The following is a 23,309-nucleotide window of genomic DNA, read 5'->3' on the forward strand; positions in this document are numbered from 1 at the left end:
GTGAGTGGATGACCGGCAAGGTGGATGAGGCGCTCGGCTACGAGCAGGCGCGCGACGAGCTGATCGAGGTCGTACGGCGGCTGGAGGCCGGGGGGACGACCCTGGAGGAGTCCCTGGCCCTGTGGGAGCGCGGCGAGGAGCTGGCCAGGGTGTGCCGGCGCTGGCTGGAGGGGGCGCGGGCCCGGCTGGACGCGGCGCTGGCCGAGGAGGAGGCGGCCGAGGCTACGGAAGAGGCGGACAAGTAGCCGTTGGCGTAGTCATGGGCGCTGGTCAGCTGTGAAGCGGATCACCACGCCCCGGTTTTGGTTGAAGCTTGAACTTCATTGACGTACGTTCGGGTGCGTAAGCCGGTCCGGCCCTTCCCGGACCGGACACGCATTCGAGGAAGTTCACGCATGTCTCTCGTTCTTGACTCCGCCGCCCAGGACCTGCTGTTCCGCGAGGCCCGCACCGCGAACACCTTCACCGACGAGCCGGTGACCGAGGAGCAGGTCCAGGCGATCTACGACCTCGTCAAGTACGGCCCGACCGCCTTCAACCAGTCCCCGCTGCGCATCACCCTGGTCCGCTCCCCCGAGGCCCGCGAGCGCCTGGTCCAGCACATGGCCGAGGGCAACCAGGCCAAGACGTCCACCGCCCCACTGGTCGCGATCCTCTCCGCGGACAACGAGTTCCACGAGGAGCTGCCGGCCCTCTTCCCACACTTCCCGCAGGCCAAGGACGTGTTCTTCGGCGAGCGCCCGGTCCGTGAGGGCTCCGCCGCGATGAACGCCGCCCTGCAGGCCGCGTACTTCATCATCGGCATCCGCGCCGCGGGCCTGGCCGCCGGCCCGATGACCGGTCTCGACTTCGCCGGCGTCCAGAAGGAGTTCCTGGATGACGACCACACCCCGCTGATGGTCGTCAACATCGGCAGGCCGGGCGAGGACGCCTGGTTCCCGCGCTCGCCGCGACTGGCGTACGACGACGTCATCACCACCGTCTGACGCGCGACGCACACACGTAGAGGCCCCCGGTTCGCCGGGGGCCTCTCTCGTACGTACGGGCACTCTGTCTCGTACGTACGGACATCACGTACGTACGGGCACTCACGCCATCTTCAGCGCCTGCGCCATCTTCGTCAGCTGCGCGAACGACGCCGTACCCGCCACCACCGTCGTGGAGCCGGGCGTGTCCTGCAGTACGAGGGCGTCGTAGCGGCCGCCGGTGTAGCGCGTCCAGGTGCGGTCGCCGATCCACTCGGTGACCTTGGTCGCGCTCGCGCCCTGGCTGGCCTCGTCGATGAACTCGGCGCGCTTCTGAGTCGACTGCTCGACCTGCACGTACTCACCGTCGGGGTTCTGGAAGCCCAGGTGCCAGCGGTCGAAGTTCGCCCCCTGGAAGCGCACGGAGGTCGCCTTCCAGGTGTCCGGCAGCCCCTCGGGCGCGGCCACCGGGTAGGCCGCGGCGCGGCGCGCCGTCAGGAGCTCCACGCGGTAGTCCACCCGCTTGAGGTCGGGAGTGTGGTCGTCGTGCGGGATGAAGAGATAGATCACGCCCGCCGCGATCCCGATGAGGGCCAGGGAGAGGATCATGTCCCGGACCGTCTTCTGCTTGCCGTTCGAACCTGCCACGCCCCCTATCGTCGCAGGTGTCCGTCGCGCTCATCCGTGGGGGGCTCTGCTCATTATGTCTGCCCAACGATAGAGTCGTGAGGAAACCCTCATCCGGCCGTCGCCGTATCAGAAAGGTGCGCTCCGATGACCGAGAATCATCATCTGCCCTCCGAGCTGGAAGTACCCTCCGAGGCCCCCGACCGCAACCTCGCCCTGGAACTCGTCCGGGTGACCGAAGCCGCCGCCATGGCCGCCGGTCGCTGGGTCGGGCGCGGTGACAAGAACGGCGCCGACGGCGCGGCGGTGCGCGCCATGCGGACCCTCGTCTCCACCGTCTCGATGAACGGCGTGGTCGTCATCGGCGAGGGCGAGAAGGACGAGGCGCCGATGCTCTTCAACGGGGAGCGCGTCGGTGACGGGACCGGCCCCGAATGCGACATCGCCGTCGACCCGATCGACGGCACCACGCTGACCGCCAAGGGCATGCCGAACGCGATCGCGGTGCTGGCCGCCGCCGACCGCGGCTCGATGTTCGACCCGTCCGCCGTGTTCTACATGGACAAGCTGGTCACCGGCCCCGAGGCCGCCGACTTCGTCGACATCGACGCGCCCGTGGCCGTCAACATCCGCCGGATCGCCAAGGCCAAGCGGTCCACGCCCGAGGACGTCACCGTCGTCATCCTCGACCGGCCGCGGCACGAAGGCATCATCAAGGAGGTCCGGGAGGCCGGCGCGCGCATCAAGCTGATCTCGGACGGCGACGTCGCCGGCTCGATCTACGCGCTGCGCGAGGGCACCGGCGTGGACCTGCTGCTGGGCATCGGCGGCACCCCCGAGGGCATCATCTCGGCCTGCGCCGTGAAGTGCCTCGGCGGCACCATCCAGGGCAAGCTGTGGCCGAAGGACGACGCGGAGCGGCAGCGGGCCATCGACGCCGGGCACGACCTCGACCGGGTGCTCACCACGAACGACCTGGTCTCCGGCGAGAACGTCTTCTTCGTCGCCACCGGCATCACCGACGGTGAGCTGCTGCGGGGTGTGCGGTACCGGTCGGAGACCGCCACGACCGACTCGATCGTGATGCGGTCGAAGTCCGGCACGGTTCGCCGGATCGACTCGGAGCACCGGCTGAGCAAGCTGCGTGCGTACAGCGCGATCGACTTCGACAGGGCGAAGTAGCCGCGAAGTAGCCCGCGCTCGAGGCTCACAAGGGGCGCCCCCTGGTGCGGAGGGGGCGCCTCTGCACGTGTTAGCCCGCCTGCGCTATGCGGGGCACCGTCCGCGCCGCCTTGTTCAGTTCCATGTCGCGGCGGCGCCGCCGGGCCAGGACCACTCGGCGTTCGGCCGCGGTGAGACCGCCCCAGACGCCGTACGGCTCCGGCTGCAGCAGTGCGTGCTCGCGGCACTCGACCATCACCGGGCATCGCGCGCAGACCCGCTTGGCCGCCTCCTCGCGCGACAGCCTGGCCGCCGTGGGCTCCTTGGAAGGTGCGAAGAACAGGCCGGCCTCGTCGCGCCGGCACACCGCCTCGGTGTGCCAGGGTGCGTCTTGGTCCCTGTCCCGCGCCGGCCCCCGCTGGGCCGGAACGGCAGCTACCTGCAGGGACGAATGCGGCGGTTGCAGCACGGTCTACTCCTGACGACGGCTTCGCGAGCGAGAGACGATGGTGCAAGCCCTACCCGCTGTACGCGAGCCTATGCACTGCGTTCCGAACCGCAGGCGCGCGGCGGCTTGTTCACGACCCTGTGCGCCGTCTGCAGGAGGACCGATTCCTTCCGTTTCCGGCCCGATTCACAACCGTCAACGATCGAGGTGTTTGCGCAACGTCCTGTCGACCTTGCCCTGAACACGGTCGAGGATGTCCGCGACGAGCTTGCCGCGCTTCGGCCGCGCCTCGACATTGCCCAGTACGGCCCACCCGTCCACATAGACCACGGGAGCCTCGGACTCGACCGAATCCAGCGGGGAGACCTCGAAGTTGCCGAGGACACCGCCGCCGGTGCCGCGCAGCGACACGTTCTCCGGCACGCGGATCTGGACGTCGCCGAAGACCGAGACCGCCTTGATCACGACGTGCTGGTACTCGAAGATCGCCTCGCTGAGGTCGATCTCGACCGTGCCGAAGATCGCGTACGCGTGCAGGCGGCGCCCGGCACGCCAGCGCCCCCGGCGCATGGCGCTGCTGAACACGGCGACAACGTTGGCGTCGGCCTCGGCCGGTATCGCGCCCGGCGCGGGGCGGGGCGGCACGGGTGTGTAGGCCGGGGCCGCCGGACGCTCGTGGGCGGCGGGCAGGTCCCGGATGAAGACCTCCAGCTCGCCCACCGTCTTGGCGTTCAGCACCCCCTCCACGCGCTCGGCGTGCTCGTCGGCGGTCAGGCGCCCCTCGGCGAGGGCGTCGCGCAGGATGTCGGCGATGCGGTCGCGGTCGGCGTCCGAGGCGCGCAGTTCGGCGACGGGAGGCGCCGTGCGCTCCTGCTGGGGGTGCTTCTGAAGGTCCACGGCAGCAGCGTACCGAAACGCGATAGATCGCGACTAGGGGTGTGGACAACCCGGCGCGTCGCGAACTGAGCCTTACCTCACAGGTTCCGCGCCGACGGCAGGTTCTACGCTGGTGAGGCTCGTCGGCGCCGACGAGCCGCCGTCTGTCGAGTGAGGAATGGGCGAAGATGCCTGAGTTCGCGTACACCGATCTGCTCCCCATGGGAGAGGACACCACCCCGTACCGGCTGGTGACCTCCGAAGGTGTCTCCACCTTCGAGGCCGACGGGCGGACGTTCCTCAAGGTGGAGCCGCAGGCGCTGCGCAAGCTGGCCGAGGAGGCCGTCCACGACATCCAGCACTATCTGCGCCCGGCCCACCTGGCGCAGCTGCGCCGCATCATCGACGACCCGGAGGCGTCGGCGAACGACAAGTTCGTCGCGCTGGATCTGCTGAAGAACGCGAACATCGCGGCGGCCGGTGTGCTGCCCATGTGCCAGGACACCGGCACGGCGATCGTGATGGGCAAGCGCGGCCAGAACGTCCTCACCGAAGGTGAGGACGAGAAGGCGCTGTCCCACGGCATCTACGACGCCTACACCAAGCTGAACCTGCGCTACTCGCAGATGGCTCCGCTCACCATGTGGGAGGAGAAGAACACCGGCTCCAACCTCCCGGCGCAGATCGAGCTGTACGCGACCGACGGCGGCGCCTACAAGTTCCTGTTCATGGCGAAGGGCGGCGGCTCCGCCAACAAGTCGTTCCTGTACCAGGAGACGAAGGCCGTCCTGAACGAGGCCTCCATGATGAAGTTCCTGGAGGAGAAGATCCGTTCGCTGGGTACGGCCGCCTGTCCGCCGTACCACCTGGCGATCGTGGTGGGTGGTACGAGCGCCGAGTACGCCCTGAAGACCGCGAAGTACGCCTCCGCGCACTACCTGGACGAGATCCCGGCCGAGGGCTCGCCGCTCGGCCATGGCTTCCGGGACAAGGAGCTGGAGGAGAAGGTCTTCGAGCTGACGCAGAAGATCGGTATCGGCGCGCAGTTCGGCGGCAAGTACTTCTGCCACGACGTCCGGGTGGTCCGTCTCCCCCGCCACGGTGCGTCCTGCCCGGTGGCGATCGCCGTGTCCTGCTCGGCGGACCGCCAGGCCGTCGCGAAGATCACCGCCGAGGGCGTCTTCCTGGAGCAGCTGGAGACGGACCCGGCGCGGTTCCTGCCGGAGACGACGGACGAGCACCTGGAGTCGGAGGGCGATGTCGTCCGCATCGACCTCAACCAGCCGATGGACGAGATCCTGGCCGAGCTGACCAAGTACCCGGTCAAGACGCGGCTGTCCCTCAGCGGCCCGCTGGTCGTGGCCCGTGACATCGCGCACGCCAAGATCAAGGAGCGGCTGGACGCGGGTGAGGAGATGCCGCAGTACCTGAAGGACCACCCGGTGTACTACGCGGGCCCGGCGAAGACCCCCGAGGGTTACGCGTCCGGCTCCTTCGGTCCGACCACGGCCGGGCGCATGGACTCCTACGTCGAGCAGTTCCAGACGGCGGGCGGTTCCAAGGTGATGCTCGCCAAGGGCAACCGCAGCAAGCAGGTCACGGACGCGTGCGGCACGCACGGCGGCTTCTACCTCGGCTCGATCGGCGGTCCGGCCGCGCGGCTCGCCCAGGACTGCATCAAGAAGGTCGAGGTCGTCGAGTACGAGGAGCTCGGCATGGAGGCCGTCTGGAAGATCGAGGTCGAGGACTTCCCGGCGTTCATCGTCGTCGACGACAAGGGCAACGACTTCTTCAGCCCGCAGCAACTGTCTCAGCCGACCTTCACCAGCATCCCGGTGCGTGGTCCCGGCTTGGGCTGACCCGACAGCAACACCCCACAGAGAGCCCCCGGCCGTCGGCTGGGGGCTTCTCCCCATCTCACCCGCGCCCCGCCCACACAGGCCCGCGTGGGACCTCACTCGGGGCAGGGCGCGACCACGGCCGCAACGGTCTGGGCCACGGGTTTATGCGAGAACGCGCATAGTCGCCTGAATGCATAGACGCTCCTCGGCGGCCCCTCGTACCGTCGTACGCGACGGCCCGACCGGGGCCACGAATCAGGGGGGTTTCGCAATGGCACGCGAGGAACTGACTCGGCTCACCGGAAACGGCAATGGCGAGTGCGGTGAGGACGACTGCCCGAACGTGTACCGCACGGAGCGAGGATCGTTCGTCGTACAGGGCGACCTCTCCGACGCCTTCACACCACCCATGGGTGAGGGGCTGGTGGAGATCCCGGAATCGGTTCTCAGGGAGGCTATCCGTGCTCTTGGATGGTGACGAGTGGCGGGCAATGTTCCGGGGCATCCAGTCTGAAGCGTGGCGACTGGAGACCCTGCCCCAATACCTCGTACCGCAGGAGTCCGCAGAGATCGAGGCGTTCCGTGCGGGTAAGCAGATCGACCCGCACAGCTACTCGTCTGCATACACGGAAGACCTGAAGCGACTCAAAGACGAAGGGAAGAGGAAGGGGCGGGTGCACGTCCTGACCCAACCGCTTTCCGACTATCTGCGGTTCGAGTTCTCGCGGTATTACGCGCCTCACGCCCTAGCCGGCGAAGATATCCGCATCCTCGACGTGACCGATCGAGAGAACCCTCTGAGTGAGGTTCAGGACTTCTGGCTTTTCGATCGGTCGACTGTTGTCCTCATGAACTATGAGACGGACGGCACGCAGATCAATCGGGAGCTGTTCGAGGGCGATCCCGCCCCGTTCGTCGAGTATCAACGCATCGCCGAAGCCGAGTCAGTCCCCTTCCTGGAGTACGTGAAGGAGTGACGTTCGAAACCGAACAGCTTGGCCAGTCCAGCCAGGAACTGGCCACGAAGCTGCGAGAACTGCGCAAGCAAGCCGGACTCTCGGGGGTCCGGCTTGCGGCGCGCTGCAATATATCCCAATCCAAGGTGAGCCGGATTGAGAATGGGAAAGTGCGGCCGTCCCTGGTCGACGTCGAGCAAATCCTCAGAGCTCTCGACGCGCCACCGAACATAATCGAAGAGGTTTCGGTTCTCGCACGGCTGGCGAACACTGAATGGAGAAACCTTCGAGAGTTGCGCCGAAAGGGTCTCGGAACGCGCCAAGCCGAGTTGAAGGCGCTCGAAGCATCCTCGACGCACATGCGGTATTTCCTGCTGTCGATGGTTACCGGTCTTCTCGCAACTCCGGAATACGTGCGGGCGAGTCTCGCCCATTCACCGGCAGACACCAGCAAGGCCGTTGCGGGGAAACTGGAACGGCAAGCCATCCTCTATGACGATTCGAAGCGATTCACTTTCATTCTCACGGAACAAGCGGTTCGCTGGCCCGTTGTCGCGCCACTAGCATTGGCTGAGCAGATAGATCGGGTTGCCTCGCTGAGCTATCTGCCCAACGTATGTATTGGCATCATCCCCATCGGGACAGTCACCCATAAGACACCGCTGAACACGTTCACCATCTATGACGCGTCGCTGGCAACCATCGAAACCTCAGCCGGTCTGCTCGTACTCCGTGACGATCGAGACGTTAGAAGCTACCTAGAAGAGTTCTCCGGGTACGAGGGAAGCGCACTGTGCGGGGAAGACGCCAGGGCGAAACTCGCTGAGTGGGCAGCCATCTGCCGTTCATGATCTTTAGCCCACAACGCGAATAAATCACGTAGCAACGCACGCTCCCCGGCACCATTGCTGAGGCGAAAGGAACTCGCGGGGAGAGGCGACGGGATGAGCGCGGCAGCAGCGGCAGAGACGGACGCAAGTAAGTGGGAGTACGTCACTTACGCTCCCCGGGGCGAGACGTGCCCTGCCTGCCTGAAGTCAATCGAGACGCTGGAGCAGGTGAAGCGGGGAAGCATTGAACGGCAGTCGGGACCGCCGTTCGTCGTCTATCGGCATGTCAAGTGTCCGAAGGAGTGAGCGGCCATGCTGTGCACCCCCGCCCCCGTAATGCCTATCACCATGGTCGAGGCATACCGCCGAAAGCAGCGAGAGAAGACTCCTGACCCTGGCCCCGTAGAAGAGCAAGAGCAAGAGCCCCGGCACGCTAGGGACGGCGAATCTCCTCTCGCCTAGCGTGCTGGTTAAGTCCCACCAGCGCCCCCGTGCTGGTGGGACTTCTTTCCCGACTAAGGTTCAGCCGGCCTCTCCGAAGAAAAGATGGCCCCAGCGTTCAATGCGCAAGTGACCCCGCCGCACACAGCGGCGCCAATCTCCACACCGGCGGGCATTGAAGTACACCGGGTACGCCTCCAGGGAGCCGCCCTCGACGGCCGCTACCGTCTTCGGCCGGTCCGTCTCCAACGGCCCCCAAGCCATTGGCGCACATTGATCTTGTGCCCCGGCCCGTAACCCACGTCGGATAACCGTTGTCCCCTAGTTCACCGGTCCAAATCCAGCAGCCGGTTTCAGGGTCCTCGTAGGTCATCTCTTCGAGATAGAAGCGACGCCATTCCTCGTTAGTCATCTTCACGGCTTCACCACCAGTGGAGAGCTGACGGACTTCCCCTCGGCCGCTGGACGTTAAGGCCCTCCGCTAGAAGCCGAGCCTTTCGGTTTGCCATCATCTCTTCTTCGAAACGCTTTCGGGCCATCCAAAGAATCAGCTCGTTCACTGATCCCCCCGGTTCTGGTTCGAAGGAAGCGGCTTCCAATCCACGATCACAAGATGCCCAACATTGATGCACCGCTGGTTTCTGCAGGCGTTCTCAAACTACGAAGAGAGTGCACGCGGCAGGATGCCGACCCTAGGCCGTTCTTCTGGAAGTGCTGCCCAGGCAGTACGAGGCAGCGTGCGCCCGACTCAGGCCCGATCAAGCCCATGGACTTGGCTCCGGCTATGCCCTTCTGTACGGCCTGCTTGGTGAGTGCCTGACCGTTCTCTGCGGCCAGGATGGAAGCTAGGTCGCCCTCGGCGAACTCGGCGTGCCCTAGCCGGTTGCCCCATCCCAGGGCAGCGAAGTACACCCGCAGGGCGAGAGGTTTGATCAGAGGGCTGCGCGCTTTCGCTCGGCAGTCAACCTGAGAAATGGCGCCCCACGGGGCGCCGGGTCCGAATCCAATTTTCAATCTATCCTCGGGCTTAGTTGGCTGCTCTGGCTGCTCGGGTATGTCTACAGCGAAACCCCTGACAGAATCAAGGAAGGGCGTTTAAACGTCCAGAACGCAGGCGTACGTAGGCTCCGTAGCGAGCACGGGCGGGCACAAATAGGCCCCCGAAGCGTGTAAACGCTCCAGGGGCCTTGGGGCTAGGGACATCAGTCTCCGGAGTGCGGTCGTCGAGCTGGAAGAATCCATTCGGATTCCGGCTCCGTCCAGAGGTATCCGCTAGGCACCTGCAAGCCGGTTTCCTGCGCAATCTCGGAAACTTCAGGAATCCTGATACGCGCGCGACGTTTCCCTTCTTCGGTGAAGCCGACCGTCACAGTTATTCCGTGGCGCTGGATGAACACCCGCTTTTGTTCGTCATCCTTGGTTTCCCACTCTTCGGCGTAGGTACGCCCAGTCTCCTTCCAGGCGGGAGCGTCCTCCGCCTGTTTGATCTCGTTACGCAGCCTCTCCACCTTGGCGGACTGAAATTCATGCTGCTTCCAGTAACGCTCGCCCTGTACGTCCGTCTTGATGCGACCGGCTAGGTAGTCACTCTCCAACCGGTCAAGGGTGGCTTCCGCTTCAGCCAACTCGGTCTTCGCCTGGCTGATCGAGTTATTGACCCTCTCCATTACCGGCAACGGTCCGAGAGTGACCCTCACGAACTGCCCAACGGCCATGTCGAGGTCTTCTCTTCGGATACGCGCAGGACTCGGGCAGGTTCCCGTATTGATGTTGTTGCAGGCGTAGTAGTAGAAGACCCTTCCGTTCTCCTTGGTCTTCTTGGAAGAGGACATCTTCGCGCTGCACAGGTCGCAGACGGCCACACCGCCCAGCATGGAGCGAGAAGGCGTGGCACGGGCCACCGGGCGATTGGCCGTGAGATCAGCCACCAGGGAAGCCCAATCCCCATATTCCATGAGCGGCTCATCCGTGATCCGTACCGGCTCCCCGTCGTCATCCGCGACAGGCTCGCCCTTGTAGGTATAGATGCCACCCACCGTGGGGTTGGTCACGATCGCCCGAATGGCATTAGCCGTCCAGGCGACCCCTCGCGGCTCATTGCCGCGATCAATTCGCAGGTAGTCACGCCACGTCGGAACATCGCGCTGATTCAGGTCGACGGCAATCTTGTACGCAGACCAGTCGCCCTTCAACTTCTCGACGATGTCCCGGAGAAGAGCGGCGTACTCCGCATCCTGGATGAGCTTCTTGCCCCCGTCCTCTTGGCGCTCGAACCGGTAGCCGAACGGGAGCACACCCCCGATCCACACCCCCTTCGCCTTCCGGGCCATCGAGCCGGACAGAGCGCGAGCACGGATGGTGTCCAGTTCCCCTTCCGCGAAGGCGGCGATGATCTGAGCGAACATCTTGCCCATGGGGGTGGACATGTCGATGCCCTCGGTCACGGACACGATCACCTTGCCGTGCTTCTGGCACCATTCGAAGACCTCGGCGAAGTGGCCCGCCTTCCTGCTGAGGCGGTCGAGCTTCCAGACAGCCAAGACATCCCACTCGTCGGCCCGCTCGTTGAACCAGGGACCGAGGCCAGGTCTCTTGAAGGGGTGCATGGCGCCGGACACATCCACGTCCTCGGCCCACCCGACGATGCGTCCTTCTATAGAGGGGCCGTGCGCCCAGTGCTCGACGGCGGCGCGCTGCTTCTCCGGGCTGGTCGTGTCGTCCTTCATGACGGAGAGGCGAACGTTCCCCAGCACCCTCGGGTTAGAGATCATGCGCGGATGCTACGGGTGGTGCCGCCAGATGAACAAGTCGAACGACTTCTTCCAGGACCCGGCTCCGCAGCCGACGTTCACGTCGATGCCGGTGCGGGGGCCGGGGCTGGCGTAGCACGTGGGGTGCGGCGGGGACGGTCCTCGCCCCCGCCGCCCCTACCCGTCCCATCCCCGGGGGCTCCGCCCCGGACCCCGGCGGGGACTGCGTCCCCTGCACCCCTCGCGAGGCTCCGCCCCTGCAACCCGAGCGTCGACGGTGATGAAGGCGACACGGTGGCCCACCCGGGTGGCCCAGGGGACGGAACATCCGTACCGCCCCCGTCGCTGTACCCGGCATGAGTGAATACCGCATCGAGCACGATTCCATGGGTGAGGTCCGTGTGCCCGTCGGGGCCAAGTGGCGGGCGCAGACTCAGCGGGCGGTCGAGAACTTTCCCGTCTCCGGGCAGCGCATCGAGCGCGCGCACATCGAGGCGCTCGCCCGGATCAAGGGGGCCGCGGCGAAGGTGAACGCCGGGCTCGGGGTGCTCGACAAGGACGTCGCCGAGGCGATCCAGGACGCGGCCGCGGAGGTGGCCGAGGGGAAGTGGGACGAGCACTTCCCGGTGGACGTGTTCCAGACGGGGTCCGGCACCTCGTCCAACATGAACACCAACGAGGTCATCGCCACGCTGGCGAGCGAGCGGCTCGGCCGGGACGTGCATCCGAACGACCACGTCAACGCCTCCCAGTCGTCCAACGACGTCTTCCCCTCCTCCCTGCACATCGCCGCCACCGCCGCCGTCACCCGCGATCTGATCCCGGCCCTGGAACACCTCGCCGGCTCCCTGGAGCGCAAGGCCGCGGAGTTCGGTGACGTGGTGAAGTCGGGGCGGACCCATCTGATGGACGCGACGCCCGTGACGCTGGGCCAGGAGTTCGGCGGGTACGCGGCCCAGGTGCGGTACGGGATCGAGCGGCTGAACGCCTCCCTGCCGAGGCTGGCCGAGCTGCCGCTGGGCGGCACCGCCGTGGGGACCGGGATCAACACCCCGCCCGGGTTCTCCGCCGCCGTGATCGAGGAGGTCGCCCGCGCCACCGGGCTGCCGCTCACCGAGGCGCGCAACCACTTCGAGGCACAGGGGGCACGCGACGGGATCGTGGAGACCAGCGGACAGCTGCGGACCATCGCCGTGGGGCTCACGAAGATCGCCAATGATCTGCGGTGGATGGCGTCGGGGCCGCGGACGGGACTCGCCGAGATCCGGCTCCCCGACCTCCAGCCGGGCTCCTCGATCATGCCGGGCAAGGTCAACCCGGTCGTCCCGGAGGCCGTTCTCATGGTCTGCGCGCAGGTCGTCGGCAACGACATGACCATCGCCACCGCCGGCGCCTCCGGGAACTTCGAGCTCAATGTGATGCTCCCGGTCATCGCGAAGAACGTGCTGGAGTCGATCCGGCTGCTCGCCAACGTCTCGCGACTGCTCGCCGACCGCACCGTCGACGGGATCACCGCCGACCGGGAACGGGCCCGCGAGTACGCCGAGTCGTCACCCTCCGTGGTCACCCCGCTCAACAAGTACATCGGGTACGAGGAAGCCGCGAAGGTCGCCAAGAAGGCCCTCGCGGAACGGAAGACGATCCGCCAAGTCGTGCTGGAGAGCGGGTACGTGGAGCGTGGCGAGCTCAGCCCGGAGCAGCTCGACGAGGCGCTGGATGTCCTGCGTATGACGCGTCCGTAACCACTGGCGGACCATTGTCCCCGCCGGGCCAGAACCGTGACGCGCACCGCAGCGTCGTATGCCTACGGCACCTAATATCTGTGCATGGCAGACGGCGGAGCGGTGAGACGCATGGAGCGCGAGGAAGCGGGCGGCTCGGCGGGCTACTGGGCGCCCGGCAGTCACATCCTGTGGCGGTACCGGGAGAATGCCGGTGAGCGCTTCCACATCGCACGCCCCGTCACCGTCGTCCGGGACGACGGTGACCTGCTCGCCGTGTGGATGGCGCCGGGCACCGAGTGCATGAAGCCGGTGCTCGCCGACGGTACGCCCGTGCACGTGGAGCCGCTGGAGTCCCGGTACACCAAGCCGCGCACCGTGGAGGTCGGCCGCTGGTTCGGCACGGGGGTGCTGAAGCTGGCCCGGCCCGGTGAGCCGTGGTCGGTGTGGCTGTTCTGGGAGCCGGGCTGGCGTTTCAAGAACTGGTACGTCAATCTTGAGCAGCCGCTGGCCCGTTGGGACGGCGGAGTGGACTCCGAGGACCATTTTCTGGACATCTCCGTTCACCCGGACCGCAGTTGGCACTGGCGTGACGAGGACGAGTTCGCGCAGGCCCAGCGGGACGGGCTGATGGACGCCCGGCTGGCCGGTCAGGTGCGGGAGGCGGGGCGAGCCGTGGTGGAGGTGATCCGCACCTGGGGGCCGCCGTTCTCCGAAGGCTGGCAGCACTGGCGCCCGGATCCGTCCTGGGCTGTACCTTCACTTCCGGAGGACTGGGACCGTACTCCAGCGCATGTGTCCTCATGAGACCCTTGATGCGCCCCCGGTCCACAACCGTAGGATCGTCCTCCGCAAGGGTGCGCAACAGCAACTCCCGGAACATGCGCCGGGCTTGACCGAACGTCACCGAGGGGCGGCAGGACGTGAGCGAGGGGTACGAGGGCAACACCGGCACGGGCCGGAGAAGGTTCGCCGGTTGCACAGGAACAACCTCTGACCACGCGGGAATTCCGTTCCCGGGGCACGTATTCCGGGTATCGGGATTTCTGCGGGACGAACTGCGCGCGCGGCGCGCAGCCCCGGACGGATGGATTCGACACGCGTGACGGAGCACCCCACCCCCTCCTACGACCGCCCCCAGCCGGGCGTCGACCCCGCGGAGCCCCGCGGGGCGCTCATGCGTTCCCCGAAGTCGCTCGGCGCCACCGCCTTACCCGCACAGGCCCGCACCGGCGAGACGCCCTCTTCGCCCGGTGCGACCGCGCCCTGCGGCAAGGGGAAGGAGCCCCCAGTCAATCGCCCCGAGCACTCGCAGCCGGCCGCCGCCGAGACCGATACGCACCGCCCGCGTCCCACGCCGGAGGGCATTCCGCCACAGCCCGGCGCCGAGCAGGAGCGGGCCACCGGTGGCCAGGACCGCCGTACCGGACGGGGGCTGCCGCCCGGGCGGCCGATGCCGATGCGGCGGGACGGGGACCGGCTGCGGTTCGTGGGCGCCGCGACCCGGCGGATCGCCCGTGGCATCGACCTCGACGAGATCGTGATGGGCCTGTGCCGGGCCACCGTGCCGACCTTCTCGGACGCCATCCTCGTCTATCTGCGCGACCCGCTGCCGGTGGGCGACGAGCGGCCCACGGGACCCGTCGTGCTGCGGCTGCGGCGCACGGACCGGATCCCGGAGGAACGTGACACCGAGGGCGGCTTCCTGCCCGTGCAGGCCCCGGAGCCCGAACCGACGGACCCGACGGGACTGTCGGAGCTGTCCTCGCTGACCGCCGAGCTGTGCGAGGTGCGGCCCGGCGGCGCGCTGAACGAGGTGCTGCGCGGGGTACGTCCCGTGTTCGCGGACGCGCCGGCCGCCCGCGCCGCGCTGCCCGAACTCCTCGGCGAGAGCGGCGAGTCGGTCGTCCCCGACGGCCAGCACGCGATCCTCGCCCCGCTGCGCGGCCGCCGCCGGGTCATCGGTGCCGCGCTCTTCCTGCGCCGCCCGGAGCGCCTGGCCTTCGAGGCCGACGACCTGCTGGTCGCCGCCCAGCTGGCCACGCACAGCGCCCTGGGCATCGACAAGGCGGTGCTGTACGGCCGCGAGGCCTACATCGCCGACGAGCTGCAGCGCACCATGCTCCCGGAGACCCTGCCGCGCCCGACGGGCGTCCGGCTGGCCTCCCGCTATCTCCCCGCGGCCGAGACCGCCCGGGTCGGCGGTGACTGGTACGACGCCATCCCGCTGCCCGGCAGCCGGGTCGCGCTGGTCGTCGGCGACGTCATGGGCCACTCCATGACCTCCGCCGCGATCATGGGCCAGCTGCGCACCACCGCGCAGACCCTGGCCGGGCTCGACCTGCCGCCGCAGGAGGTGCTGCACCATCTCGACGAACAGGCCCAGCGCCTGGGCAGCGACCGGATGGCGACCTGTCTGTACGCCGTGTACGACCCGGTCTCGCACCGCATCACCATCGCCAACGCCGGCCATCCGCCGCCGGTGCTGCTGCACCTGGGCGGGCGGGCCGAGGTGCTGCGGGTGCCGCCGGGCGCGCCGATCGGCGTGGGCGGGGTCGACTTCGAGGCCGTGGAGCTGGACGCGCCCGCCGGGGCCACGCTGCTCCTCTACACCGACGGTCTGGTCGAGTCCCGGCTGCGGGACGTGTGGACCGGCATAGAGCAGCTGCGCGAGAAGCTGGCGGCGACCGCCCAGCTGACCGGTCCCGACCACCCTCCGCCCCTTGAGGCCCTGTGCGACGAGGTGCTCGACATGCTCGGTCCGGGCGACCGGGACGACGACATCGCGCTGCTCGCCGCCCGCTTCGACGGGATCGCGCCGAGCGACGTGGCGTACTGGTTCCTGGAGCCGGAGGACGCGGCCCCCGGCCGGGCCCGTCGGCTGGCCCGGCGCGCGCTCGCCCGCTGGGGTCTGGAGGACCTCAGCGACTCGGTGGAGCTGCTGGTCAGCGAGGTCGTCACCAACGCCGTGCGCTACGCGTCCCGTCCGGTCACCCTCCGGCTGCTGCGCACCGACGTGCTGCGCTGCGAGGTCGGCGACGACGTGCCGCAGCTGCCGCGGCTGCGGCAGGCGCGGGCGACGGACGAGGGCGGGCGCGGGCTGTATCTGGTGAACCGACTGGCCAGGCGGTGGGGCGCGACCCGGCTGAGCACCGGAAAGGTCGTCTGGTTCGAACTGAACCGCAGTTAGGCCCGGTTCGCTGCCGTCACAGAGCTTCGCAGGCCCGCACGGCGCAGAGGGCGCCCGGACTGTCCGGGCGCCCTCTGGCGTCACTGCTGGTCGGCCGGGTTGAGCGGGTTGTCCGTGATGCCACCCGTCGGTGTGGCCGGCGGGGTCGTCGTCGGCGGCCTGGTCGTCGGGGTCTGGGTCGGTGGCTGGGTGGTCGGGGTCTGGGTCGGCGACTGCGTCGGCGTGTCGGACGGGCTCGGCGGCTCGGAGGTCGGCGACTGGGACGGGGTCTCGGTCGGCGACGACGACCAGGTCGGCGTGTCGGTCGGCTCGACGGCCGCGCCCTGGGTGGCGTTCAGGTCGAACGTGGCCTTGCCCGTGACGCCGAAGGTGTACGTCGCCCAGATCTTGGCCGGGTAACCGCCGCCGTTGACCCTCAGGCCGGGGAGCGGGAGTCCGGTCGCGCCCTTCAGCGAGACATGGTTCTTGGTCTTCTTGTCCTCGCCGAACAGGCCCACCGAGGTGACCAGGTCGGGGGTGTAGCCGGTGAACCAGGCGGACCGGTTCTCGTCGGAGGTACCCGTCTTGCCCGCCACCTGCTGGCCGTTGCGCAGCGGGTTCCGCGCCACCGAGTCACGGGCCGTACCGTCGTCGACCACGCCGGTCAGCACCGAGGTCACCGTGTCGGCGGCGGTGCGGCTGATCACCTGGCCGCCGATCGGGTCGGACATCTCGACCGTACGGCTCTTGGCCTCCGCCGACTTGATGATCGACGGCGTCACCTTCGCGCCGTGGTTGTCGAAGGTGGCGTAGATACCGGCCATCTCCAGCGGGCTGGCGCCCATGGAGCCCAGTGTCTGCGCGGGCACCGCCTGCATGCCCTTGGTGTCCATGCCCAGCTTCTTGGCGGTGCTCATCACGTTGTCCATGCCCACGTCGACGCCCATCTGCGCGAAGACGGAGTTGACGGACTGGTTCATGGCCTTCTGGACCGTGATGGGGCCGTAGTTCTGGTCGTCCTCGTTGGGCGGGGCGAAGCCGACCTTGGTGCCGTGGTCCACGACCGGGCGGCGGCTGGTGCCGTCGTACTTCGTGCTCGCGGTGATCGCCGTGCCGTTCTGCGTCTTGGCGTCGTCCTCCAGCGCGGCGGCGAGGATCAGCGGCTTGAACGTCGAGGCGGGCTGGTAGTCCCGGCGGGTCGCGTTGTTGAAGTAGTGCTTGTAGTAGTCCACACCGCCGTACAGGGCGACGATGTGGCCCGTCTTGGGGTCGACCGAGACGGCGCCGGCCTGGACGTTCCCGTCGACCTTGCGCTTCTTCGGGTCGAGCTTGTCGGTCAGCTGCGACTTGACCGCCTTCTCCAGCGCGGCCTGCTTCTTCCGGTCGACGTTCAGGGTGATGGTCCAGCCCTGGTCCACGACCGCGTTCTCCGCCTGGGACTGTGTCAGGCCGTCCCGGTCCATCAGCTGCTTCTCGAGCTGCTGGTTGGCGAGTTCGACCAGATAGCCCTTCTGCCCGTCCAGACCGGGCGCGCCCTTGGGCGCCTTGGGCACCGGGAACGTCATGGCGTCGCGCTTGGCCTTGGACAGCCAGCCCTCCTCGACCATGTTGTCCAGGACGTAGTTCCAGCGGTTCTTCACCAGTTTCCTACTGGTCTCCGAGGCGACGGCCCAGTCGTACTGGCTCGGTGCCTGCAGCAGCGCGGCGAGATACGCGCCCTGCTCGACCTTCAGCTTCTCGGCGTCGATCCGGTAGTAGGCCTGCGCGGCGGCCTGAATGCCGTAGGCGTTACGGCCGTAGTAGCTGGTGTTGATGTAGCCCGCGAGGATGTCGTCCTTGGACTTCTGGCGGTCCACCTTCAGCGAGATGACCAGTTCCTTCAGCTTGCGCGTGACGGTCTGGTCCTGGTTGAGGTAGTAGTTCTTGACGTACTGCTGGGTGATCGTCGAACCACCCTGCTTGCCCTTGCCGGAGAGCGTGTTGATCAGACCGCGGGCGGTGCCACGGAAGTCGACGCCGACGTCCTTGTAGAAGGACTTGTTCTCGGCCGCCACGAAGGTCAGCTGGACCTTCCTCGGCACCTTGGAGAGGTCGACGATCTCACGGTTGACCGTGCCCCTGCGGGCCAGGATCGTGCCGTCGCTGTACTTGTAGATGTTGCTCTGCCGCTTCGCCGCCGCGTTGCCCTCGGGCACGTCCACCACCAGGTACAGCACGATGAAGGACCCGATGCACAGCAGGCAGAGGCCGAGGAACGTGCCGAGGATCTTCTTCCAGGTGAACAGTCTGCGTATGCGGCCCTTGGCGGGCCTGCCCGGGCCTGTGGACCCTGCCGCCCCACCCGGCGAGCGGCGCCTGGGCGCCGCTCGGTGGCCACCGCCACCGCGCTGTCGCGCTCGTCGTTCTTCCGCTCGTCCCATGAGTACGTCTGCTCCCCGTCTCGGCTGTCACACAGGTGTTTGGCTCAGGTCAGCTCAGAAAGCTAACACCGCTCTATATGACAAAGGGCGCCCGATCCGCTCTTTTACGGACGTGACAATCAGCACCCCACCCCATGGGAACCGACGTACGAAAGGGGTCCGAGGTTGCCATGAGGCGGTAAAGTGATATCACTTAGCTAAAGCAGTGCTAGACGAACGGGGGGGACCCACCCATGCCCACACACGACGCACACGGCACGCACGACGCGCACGACGCACCCGAGATGCCCGCCCCGCGGGTGCGGGAGTTCACCGCGCACAGCATCGGCGGCGGACTCGCGCTGCTGCTCGGGCTGACCGGACTGCTGGTCACCTTCGGCCTCATCACCGCCTCCTCGACGGTCACCGCGGCCGGCGCCAAGGCCGGACTGCTGGTCGCGGGCGTGCTCGTCCTCCTCGCCTCCGTCATCGCGATGCGCGGACTGAACACGGTGGCGCCGGGCGAGGCGCGGGTGGTCCAGCTCTTCGGGCGGTACCGGGGAACGATCCGGCAGGACGGCCTGCGCTGGGTGAACCCCTTCACCTCGCGGACCCGGATCTCCACCCGGGTGCGGAACCACGAGACCGCCGTCCTCAAGGTCAACGACGCCTACGGCAATCCGATCGAGCTCGCCGCGGTCGTGGTCTGGAAGGTCCAGGACACAGCCCAGGCCGTCTTCGAGGTGGACGACTACGCCGAGTTCGTCGCCACGCAGACCGAGACGGCGGTGCGGCACATAGCCATCGAGTACCCGTACGACGCGCACGACGAGGACGGGCTGTCGCTGCGCGGCAACGCCGAGGAGATCACCGAGAAGCTCGCGGCCGAGTTGCACGCGCGCGTGGAGGCGGCCGGTGTGCGGATCATCGAGTCGCGCTTCACGCATCTCGCGTACGCTCCCGAGATCGCCTCCGCGATGCTTCAGCGGCAGCAGGCCGGTGCGGTGGTCGCGGCCCGGCGGCAGATCGTCGACGGAGCGGTCGGGATGGTGGAGGCGGCGCTCGCCCGGATCGCCGAGCGGGACATCGTGGAGCTGGACGAGGAGCGCAAGGCGGCGATGGTTTCCAATCTGATGGTGGTGCTGTGCGGGGACCGGGCACCGCAGCCCGTCCTGAACACGGGGACCCTCTACCAGTGACGGACGCCTCCGGGGACCAGGCACCCCAGCGTCGGCCGCAGCAGCGCAAGCAGGTGCTGCTGCGGCTCGACCCGTCCGTGTACGAAGCACTGGCACGCTGGGCCGGGGACGAACTGCGCTCCGCCAACGCCCAGATCGAATACCTCCTGCGCAAAGCCCTCGCGGACGCCGGACGGCTGCCGAAGGGCGCGGGCCCGATTCCGCGCCGTGGACGGCCCCCGGGGCCGGACTGACCGGCGTGTAGCAGAACCGTGACAAACGGCCCCCACCTGCGGGGCCGTACCCCGGGCCATGATCTACACACTCCGCGTATACATACCGCGTATACACCGTATGTAGAGTGCTGCCATGTCCATCGGTCACACCCTTCTGGGGCTCCTGGAGTCCGGCCCGTGTCACGGTTACGACCTGAAGCGGGCCTTCGACGAGAAGTTCGGTCACGACCGGCCGCTGCACTACGGCCAGGTCTACTCGACGATGTCCCGCCTGCTGAAGAACGGGCTCGTCGAAGTCGACGGGATCGAGGCGGGCGGCGGGCCCGAGCGCAAGCGCTACGCCATCACGGACGCCGGGATCACCGACGTCGACCGGTGGCTGGCGACGCCGGAGAAGCCGGAGGAGTACCTCCAGTCGACCCTCTACACCAAGGTCGTCCTCGCGCTGCTCACGCACCGGAACGCGGCCGGCATCCTCGACACCCAGCGCTCCGAGCACCTGCGCAGCATGCGGATCCTGACCGACCGCAAGCGCAAGGGCGACCTCGCGGACCAGCTGATCTGCGACCACGCGCTGTTCCACCTGGAGGCGGACCTGCGTTGGCTGGAGCTGACCACCGCGCGCCTCGACAGGCTCCGTGAGGCGGTGGCCAAGTGACTCCTCCTCCCGGTTCCCTGCTCACCGCCCAGGACCTGCGCAAGGCGTACGGGCCGACCGTCGCGCTGGACGGCGCCGAGTTCTCCATCCACCCCGGTGAGGTCGTCGCCGTGATGGGCCCCTCCGGGTCCGGCAAGTCGACGCTGCTGCACTGCCTCGCCGGTATCGTGCCGCCGGACTCGGGCTCCATCACGTACAACGGGCAGGAGCTCGCGACGATGAGCGACGCCCAGCGCAGCGCGCTGCGGCGGTCCGAGTTCGGGTTCGTGTTCCAGTTCGGGCAGCTCGTACCGGAGTTGACCTGTGTGGAGAACGTCGCCCTGCCGCTGCGGCTGAACGGCACCTCCCGCAAGGAGGCCGAGCGGGCCGCGCTGAGCTGGATGGAGCGGCTGGAGGTCGACGACCTGAAGGGCAAGCGGCCCGGCGAGGTGTCCGGCGGTCAGGGCCAGCGGGTCGCGGTGGCGCGGTCGCTGGTGACCGGGCCGCGGGTGCTGTTCGCCGACGAGCCGACCGGCGCGCTCGACTCCCTCAACGGCGAGCGTGTGATGGAGCTGCTGACGGACGCGGCCCGCTCCACCAACGCGGCCGTCGTCCTGGTCACGCACGAGGCGCGGGTGGCCGCGTACTCCGACCGCGAGATAGTCGTGCGGGACGGGAAGTCCCGGGACATGGAGCGCGCCGTATGAGCGCACGCCAGTGGTCGAGGGATCTGGCCATGGGGGTCCGGTTCGCCTTCACCGGCGGACGTGAGGGCTGGGTCCGGGCGGTGCTGACGGCGGTCGGCGTCGGGCTCGGGGTGGCGCTGCTGCTTCTCACGACGGCGGTGCCGAACGCGCTGAACGAGCGTGACCGGCGCGGCAGCGCCCGGGACGACTTCACCTACAGCGGGAAGGTGATGCCGAAGGCGGACGACACGCTCGTCGTCGGCCGCACCGACACGACGTTCCGCAGCGACGACGTCCGCGGCCGGCTCCTGGAGCCCGAGGGCGCACGCGCGCCGCTGCCGCCGGGCATCGCAAGGTTCCCGGCGAAGGGCGAGATGGTCGTCTCGCCCACGCTGAAGAACCTGCTCGAGTCCGACTCCGGCAAGCTGCTGCGCGAGCGCATCCCCTACCGCATCACCGGCACCATCGAGCAGTCCGGACTCATCGGGCCCGCCGAACTCGCCTACTACGCGGGCGCCCAGGGGCTGGAGAACCATCTGTCCGGCGGCAACGTCGAGCGCATCGACCGCTTCGGGCCCTCCCCCGGGAACTCCCAGGAGCCCCTGGACCCGGTTCTGCTGCTGCTCATCCTGATCGTCTTCACCGTGCTGCTGCTGCCGGTCGGCGTGTTCATCGCGGCGGCCGTGCGCTTCGGCGGCGAGCGCCGGGACCGCCGGCTCGCGGCGCTCAGGCTGGTCGGCGCGGACGGCCGGATGGCGCGCCGGATCGCCGGCGGCGAGGCGCTCGCCGGGGCACTGCTCGGACTCGCCCTCGGCACCGGCTTCTTCCTGGCCGGGCGTCAGCTGGCGGCCCTGCTGAAGGTGCAGGACATCAGCGTGTTCCCGAGCGACCTCAACCCGTCGCCGGCGCTCGTCGCGCTCGTCGCCGTCGCCGTGCCCGCGGCGGCCGTCCTGGTGACGCTGTTCGCCCTGCGCGGGGTCGTCATCGAACCGCTCGGCGTGGTCCGCAAGGCGCAGCCGCCGCGGCGCCGGCTGTGGTGGCGGCTGCTGCTGCCGCTGGGCGGTCTAGCGTTGCTCTACCCGATGATCGGGCAGGGCAACGACAACGGGAACTTCAACGAGTGGCTGGTGATCGGCGGCACGGTACTGCTGCTCGTCGGCATCACCGCCCTGCTGCCGTGGATCGTCGAGGCCGTGGTGGCCCGGCTGAACTCCGGTTCGGTCTCCTGGCAACTGGCCGTTCGCAGGCTTCAGTTGAGCAGCGGTACGGCCGCCCGCATGGTCAACGGCATCGCCGTCGCGGTGGCCGGGGCGATCGCGCTGCAGATGCTTTTCGCCGGGGTCGAGGGCGACTACACCAAGCAGACCGCCAACGATCTGACCCGGGCTCAGCTGGAGGTCTCCACGGGCAACGGCATCCCGCTGGCCGAGGCCGGCCGGCAGCTGGAGAAGACCGAGGGCGTGCGCCGCGCGTCGGCCATCTCGCTGACCTCGGTCGGAGACCGGGCGAAGGAGCCCGACTCCTCGCTGGACGTCGCCGTCGGCAGCTGCACGGAACTGCGCGAGGTGGCGCGGCTGGCGTCCTGCCGCAACGGCGATATCTTCCGGATCCTCGGCAGCGACTACGACAGCAAGACGAAGAAGCTCGCCGCGCCGGGCAGCACCGTGTACTTCGACCCGTCGTACGAGGGGACGACGAGCCACCCGACGGCCTGGCAGGTGCCCTCCCGCGTCAAGACGGCGGAGCAGCGCGAGGACCCGACCGGCTATGCGCGCGGCGGCCTGCTGATCACCTCGGGCGCGCTGCCCAAGGGCGCGGCGGCCGGTCTGTACCAGAAGGTGTTCGTGATGCTGGACCCGTCGGTGCCGGACGCTCGCGAGAACGCGCGCAACACGGCCGCGCGGCTGGATCCGATGGCGAACGTGTTCAGCCTGGCGGCCAGTAAGCAGTCGACGCAGTTCCGGTCCATCCGTACCGGTCTGTTCGTCGGTGCCAGCTGCGTCCTGATGCTGATCGGCGTGAGCCTGCTGGTCTCCCAGCTGGAGCAACTGCGCGAGCGCAAGAAGCTGCTGTCGTCGCTGATCGCCTTCGGCACCCGGCGCCGCACCCTGGGTCTGTCGGTGCTGTGGCAGACGGCGATCCCGATCGCGCTCGGCCTGCTGCTGGCCTCCACGGTGGGTCTGACGCTGGGCGCGGTCCTGCTGAGGATGACGAACACCACGATCCGCGTGGACTGGATGAGCGTCCTGTCGATGACCGGCGTGGGTGCCGGAGTCGTCATCGCCGTGACGCTGCTCAGCCTGCCGCCGCTGCTGCGGCTGATGCGGCCGGACGGGCTGCGGACGGAGTAGCCGCACCTCGTCGCGTGGGCCCCTTCCCGGTGGGAGG

Annotated in this window: 20 protein-coding genes; 15 read left to right on the top strand and 5 right to left on the bottom strand. The window is 68.1% G+C overall.

The features are described from left to right. Window positions 1-8: 8 nt before the first annotated feature. Entirely contained in the window at window positions 9-245 is a 237-nt protein-coding gene (locus ACZ4EG_RS26365; protein WP_467792319.1) for an exodeoxyribonuclease VII small subunit, read from the top strand. Between the two features lie 150 nt (window positions 246-395). Further along, window positions 396-986: a malonic semialdehyde reductase gene (locus tag ACZ4EG_RS26370; protein WP_467792320.1), complete on the top strand. Its 591-nt coding sequence runs from the start codon at window positions 396-398 to the stop codon at window positions 984-986. 102 nt (window positions 987-1,088) lie between these two features. Here the strand turns inward: ACZ4EG_RS26370 and ACZ4EG_RS26375 are convergent, their stop codons facing one another. Beyond that, complete coding sequence (locus ACZ4EG_RS26375; protein WP_467792321.1) at window positions 1,089-1,613, bottom strand: DUF4245 domain-containing protein; 525 nt, start codon at window positions 1,611-1,613, stop codon at window positions 1,089-1,091. A 126-nt stretch (window positions 1,614-1,739) separates the two neighbouring features. Between ACZ4EG_RS26375 and glpX the strand changes: the two genes are divergently transcribed. Beyond that, window positions 1,740-2,774 (top strand): class II fructose-bisphosphatase, encoded by a 1,035-nt coding sequence (glpX, locus tag ACZ4EG_RS26380; protein WP_453553716.1) that lies wholly within the window; start codon window positions 1,740-1,742, stop codon window positions 2,772-2,774. Window positions 2,775-2,844: 70 nt separating this feature from the next. On the opposite strand, the gene ACZ4EG_RS26385 is transcribed toward glpX, so the two are convergent. Together ACZ4EG_RS26385 and ACZ4EG_RS26390 are read right to left on the bottom strand one after the other, a co-directional pair. Continuing rightward, on the bottom strand, window positions 2,845-3,222 hold the full coding sequence (locus ACZ4EG_RS26385; protein ID WP_453553718.1) for a WhiB family transcriptional regulator: 378 nt from the start codon (window positions 3,220-3,222) through the stop codon (window positions 2,845-2,847). A gap of 174 nt (window positions 3,223-3,396) precedes the next feature. Further along, window positions 3,397-4,098 carry a DUF1707 SHOCT-like domain-containing protein gene (locus ACZ4EG_RS26390; RefSeq protein ID WP_467792322.1) on the bottom strand — a complete coding sequence of 234 codons (702 nt, stop codon included), beginning with the start codon at window positions 4,096-4,098 and terminating at the stop codon, window positions 3,397-3,399. Window positions 4,099-4,265: 167 nt separating this feature from the next. Between ACZ4EG_RS26390 and ACZ4EG_RS26395 the strand changes: the two genes are divergently transcribed. The 4 genes from ACZ4EG_RS26395 (at window position 4,266) to ACZ4EG_RS26410 (ending at window position 7,725) form a co-directional block, all read left to right on the top strand. Then, window positions 4,266-5,936 (top strand): fumarate hydratase, encoded by a 1,671-nt coding sequence (locus tag ACZ4EG_RS26395; RefSeq protein ID WP_467792323.1) that lies wholly within the window; start codon window positions 4,266-4,268, stop codon window positions 5,934-5,936. Window positions 5,937-6,189: 253 nt separating this feature from the next. Beyond that, window positions 6,190-6,396, top strand: a complete 207-nt coding sequence (locus ACZ4EG_RS26400) for a hypothetical protein (RefSeq protein WP_467792324.1) — start codon at window positions 6,190-6,192, stop codon at window positions 6,394-6,396. Next, window positions 6,380-6,895, top strand: coding sequence for a DUF6879 family protein (locus ACZ4EG_RS26405; RefSeq protein ID WP_467792325.1), 516 nt, complete (start codon window positions 6,380-6,382; stop codon window positions 6,893-6,895). The genes ACZ4EG_RS26400 and ACZ4EG_RS26405 overlap by 17 nt, the downstream gene beginning before the upstream one ends. Continuing rightward, the gene (locus tag ACZ4EG_RS26410) at window positions 6,892-7,725 is read left to right on the top strand and encodes a helix-turn-helix domain-containing protein (RefSeq protein WP_467792326.1); all 834 of its coding nucleotides are present in this window, start codon (window positions 6,892-6,894) and stop codon (window positions 7,723-7,725) included. Before ACZ4EG_RS26405 ends, ACZ4EG_RS26410 begins: the two co-directional genes overlap by 4 nt. A gap of 1,622 nt (window positions 7,726-9,347) precedes the next feature. On the opposite strand, the gene ACZ4EG_RS26415 is transcribed toward ACZ4EG_RS26410, so the two are convergent. Further along, on the bottom strand, window positions 9,348-10,916 hold the full coding sequence (locus ACZ4EG_RS26415) for a recombinase family protein (RefSeq protein WP_467792327.1): 1,569 nt from the start codon (window positions 10,914-10,916) through the stop codon (window positions 9,348-9,350). A gap of 335 nt (window positions 10,917-11,251) precedes the next feature. Between ACZ4EG_RS26415 and ACZ4EG_RS26420 the strand changes: the two genes are divergently transcribed. From ACZ4EG_RS26420 to ACZ4EG_RS26430, 3 genes are all read left to right on the top strand, one after another. Next, window positions 11,252-12,637: a class II fumarate hydratase gene (locus tag ACZ4EG_RS26420; protein ID WP_467792328.1), complete on the top strand. Its 1,386-nt coding sequence runs from the start codon at window positions 11,252-11,254 to the stop codon at window positions 12,635-12,637. Window positions 12,638-12,721: 84 nt separating this feature from the next. Further along, window positions 12,722-13,423, top strand: a complete 702-nt coding sequence (fomD, locus tag ACZ4EG_RS26425; RefSeq protein WP_467792329.1) for a cytidylyl-2-hydroxypropylphosphonate hydrolase — start codon at window positions 12,722-12,724, stop codon at window positions 13,421-13,423. A gap of 280 nt (window positions 13,424-13,703) precedes the next feature. Next, window positions 13,704-15,806, top strand: a complete 2,103-nt coding sequence (locus ACZ4EG_RS26430; protein ID WP_467792330.1) for a SpoIIE family protein phosphatase — start codon at window positions 13,704-13,706, stop codon at window positions 15,804-15,806. A gap of 80 nt (window positions 15,807-15,886) precedes the next feature. On the opposite strand, the gene ACZ4EG_RS26435 is transcribed toward ACZ4EG_RS26430, so the two are convergent. Beyond that, entirely contained in the window at window positions 15,887-18,205 is a 2,319-nt protein-coding gene (locus ACZ4EG_RS26435) for a transglycosylase domain-containing protein (protein WP_467792331.1), read from the bottom strand. Window positions 18,206-18,438: 233 nt separating this feature from the next. Between ACZ4EG_RS26435 and ACZ4EG_RS26440 the strand changes: the two genes are divergently transcribed. The 5 genes from ACZ4EG_RS26440 (at window position 18,439) to ACZ4EG_RS26460 (ending at window position 23,272) form a co-directional block, all read left to right on the top strand. Then, window positions 18,439-19,383, top strand: coding sequence for an SPFH domain-containing protein (locus ACZ4EG_RS26440; protein ID WP_467792332.1), 945 nt, complete (start codon window positions 18,439-18,441; stop codon window positions 19,381-19,383). After that, a complete protein-coding gene (locus tag ACZ4EG_RS26445) occupies window positions 19,380-19,616 on the top strand; it encodes a type II toxin-antitoxin system antitoxin (protein WP_467792333.1) in 237 nt (78 codons plus the stop codon). The genes ACZ4EG_RS26440 and ACZ4EG_RS26445 overlap by 4 nt, the downstream gene beginning before the upstream one ends. Window positions 19,617-19,731: 115 nt before the next feature. Continuing rightward, the gene (locus ACZ4EG_RS26450; RefSeq protein WP_453553735.1) at window positions 19,732-20,256 is read left to right on the top strand and encodes a PadR family transcriptional regulator; all 525 of its coding nucleotides are present in this window, start codon (window positions 19,732-19,734) and stop codon (window positions 20,254-20,256) included. Then, window positions 20,253-20,942 carry an ABC transporter ATP-binding protein gene (locus ACZ4EG_RS26455; RefSeq protein ID WP_453553737.1) on the top strand — a complete coding sequence of 230 codons (690 nt, stop codon included), beginning with the start codon at window positions 20,253-20,255 and terminating at the stop codon, window positions 20,940-20,942. The genes ACZ4EG_RS26450 and ACZ4EG_RS26455 overlap by 4 nt, the downstream gene beginning before the upstream one ends. After that, a complete protein-coding gene (locus ACZ4EG_RS26460) occupies window positions 20,939-23,272 on the top strand; it encodes an ABC transporter permease (protein WP_467792334.1) in 2,334 nt (777 codons plus the stop codon). Before ACZ4EG_RS26455 ends, ACZ4EG_RS26460 begins: the two co-directional genes overlap by 4 nt. Window positions 23,273-23,309: the final 37 nt, after the last annotated feature.

The sequence above is a fragment of the Streptomyces sp. NPDC025638 genome, assembly GCF_055558775.1.

Excerpts from the sequence above, each read along its gene's own strand:
- ACZ4EG_RS26430 (WP_467792330.1), top strand. The coding sequence starts at position 13,704 with ATGGATTCGACACGCGTGACGGAGCACCCCACCCCCTCCTACGACCGC.
- ACZ4EG_RS26400 (WP_467792324.1), top strand. The coding sequence starts at position 6,190 with ATGGCACGCGAGGAACTGACTCGGCTCACCGGAAACGGCAATGGCGAG.
- ACZ4EG_RS26415 (WP_467792327.1), bottom strand. The coding sequence starts at position 10,916 with ATGATCTCTAACCCGAGGGTGCTGGGGAACGTTCGCCTCTCCGTCATG.
- ACZ4EG_RS26365 (WP_467792319.1), top strand. The coding sequence starts at position 9 with ATGACCGGCAAGGTGGATGAGGCGCTCGGCTACGAGCAGGCGCGCGAC.
- ACZ4EG_RS26420 (WP_467792328.1), top strand. The coding sequence starts at position 11,252 with ATGAGTGAATACCGCATCGAGCACGATTCCATGGGTGAGGTCCGTGTG.
- glpX (WP_453553716.1), top strand. The coding sequence starts at position 1,740 with ATGACCGAGAATCATCATCTGCCCTCCGAGCTGGAAGTACCCTCCGAG.
- ACZ4EG_RS26440 (WP_467792332.1), top strand. The coding sequence starts at position 18,439 with ATGCCCACACACGACGCACACGGCACGCACGACGCGCACGACGCACCC.
- fomD (WP_467792329.1), top strand. The coding sequence starts at position 12,722 with ATGGCAGACGGCGGAGCGGTGAGACGCATGGAGCGCGAGGAAGCGGGC.
- ACZ4EG_RS26450 (WP_453553735.1), top strand. The coding sequence starts at position 19,732 with ATGTCCATCGGTCACACCCTTCTGGGGCTCCTGGAGTCCGGCCCGTGT.
- ACZ4EG_RS26460 (WP_467792334.1), top strand. The coding sequence starts at position 20,939 with ATGAGCGCACGCCAGTGGTCGAGGGATCTGGCCATGGGGGTCCGGTTC.
- ACZ4EG_RS26395 (WP_467792323.1), top strand. The coding sequence starts at position 4,266 with ATGCCTGAGTTCGCGTACACCGATCTGCTCCCCATGGGAGAGGACACC.
- ACZ4EG_RS26370 (WP_467792320.1), top strand. The coding sequence starts at position 396 with ATGTCTCTCGTTCTTGACTCCGCCGCCCAGGACCTGCTGTTCCGCGAG.
- ACZ4EG_RS26435 (WP_467792331.1), bottom strand. The coding sequence starts at position 18,205 with ATGGGACGAGCGGAAGAACGACGAGCGCGACAGCGCGGTGGCGGTGGC.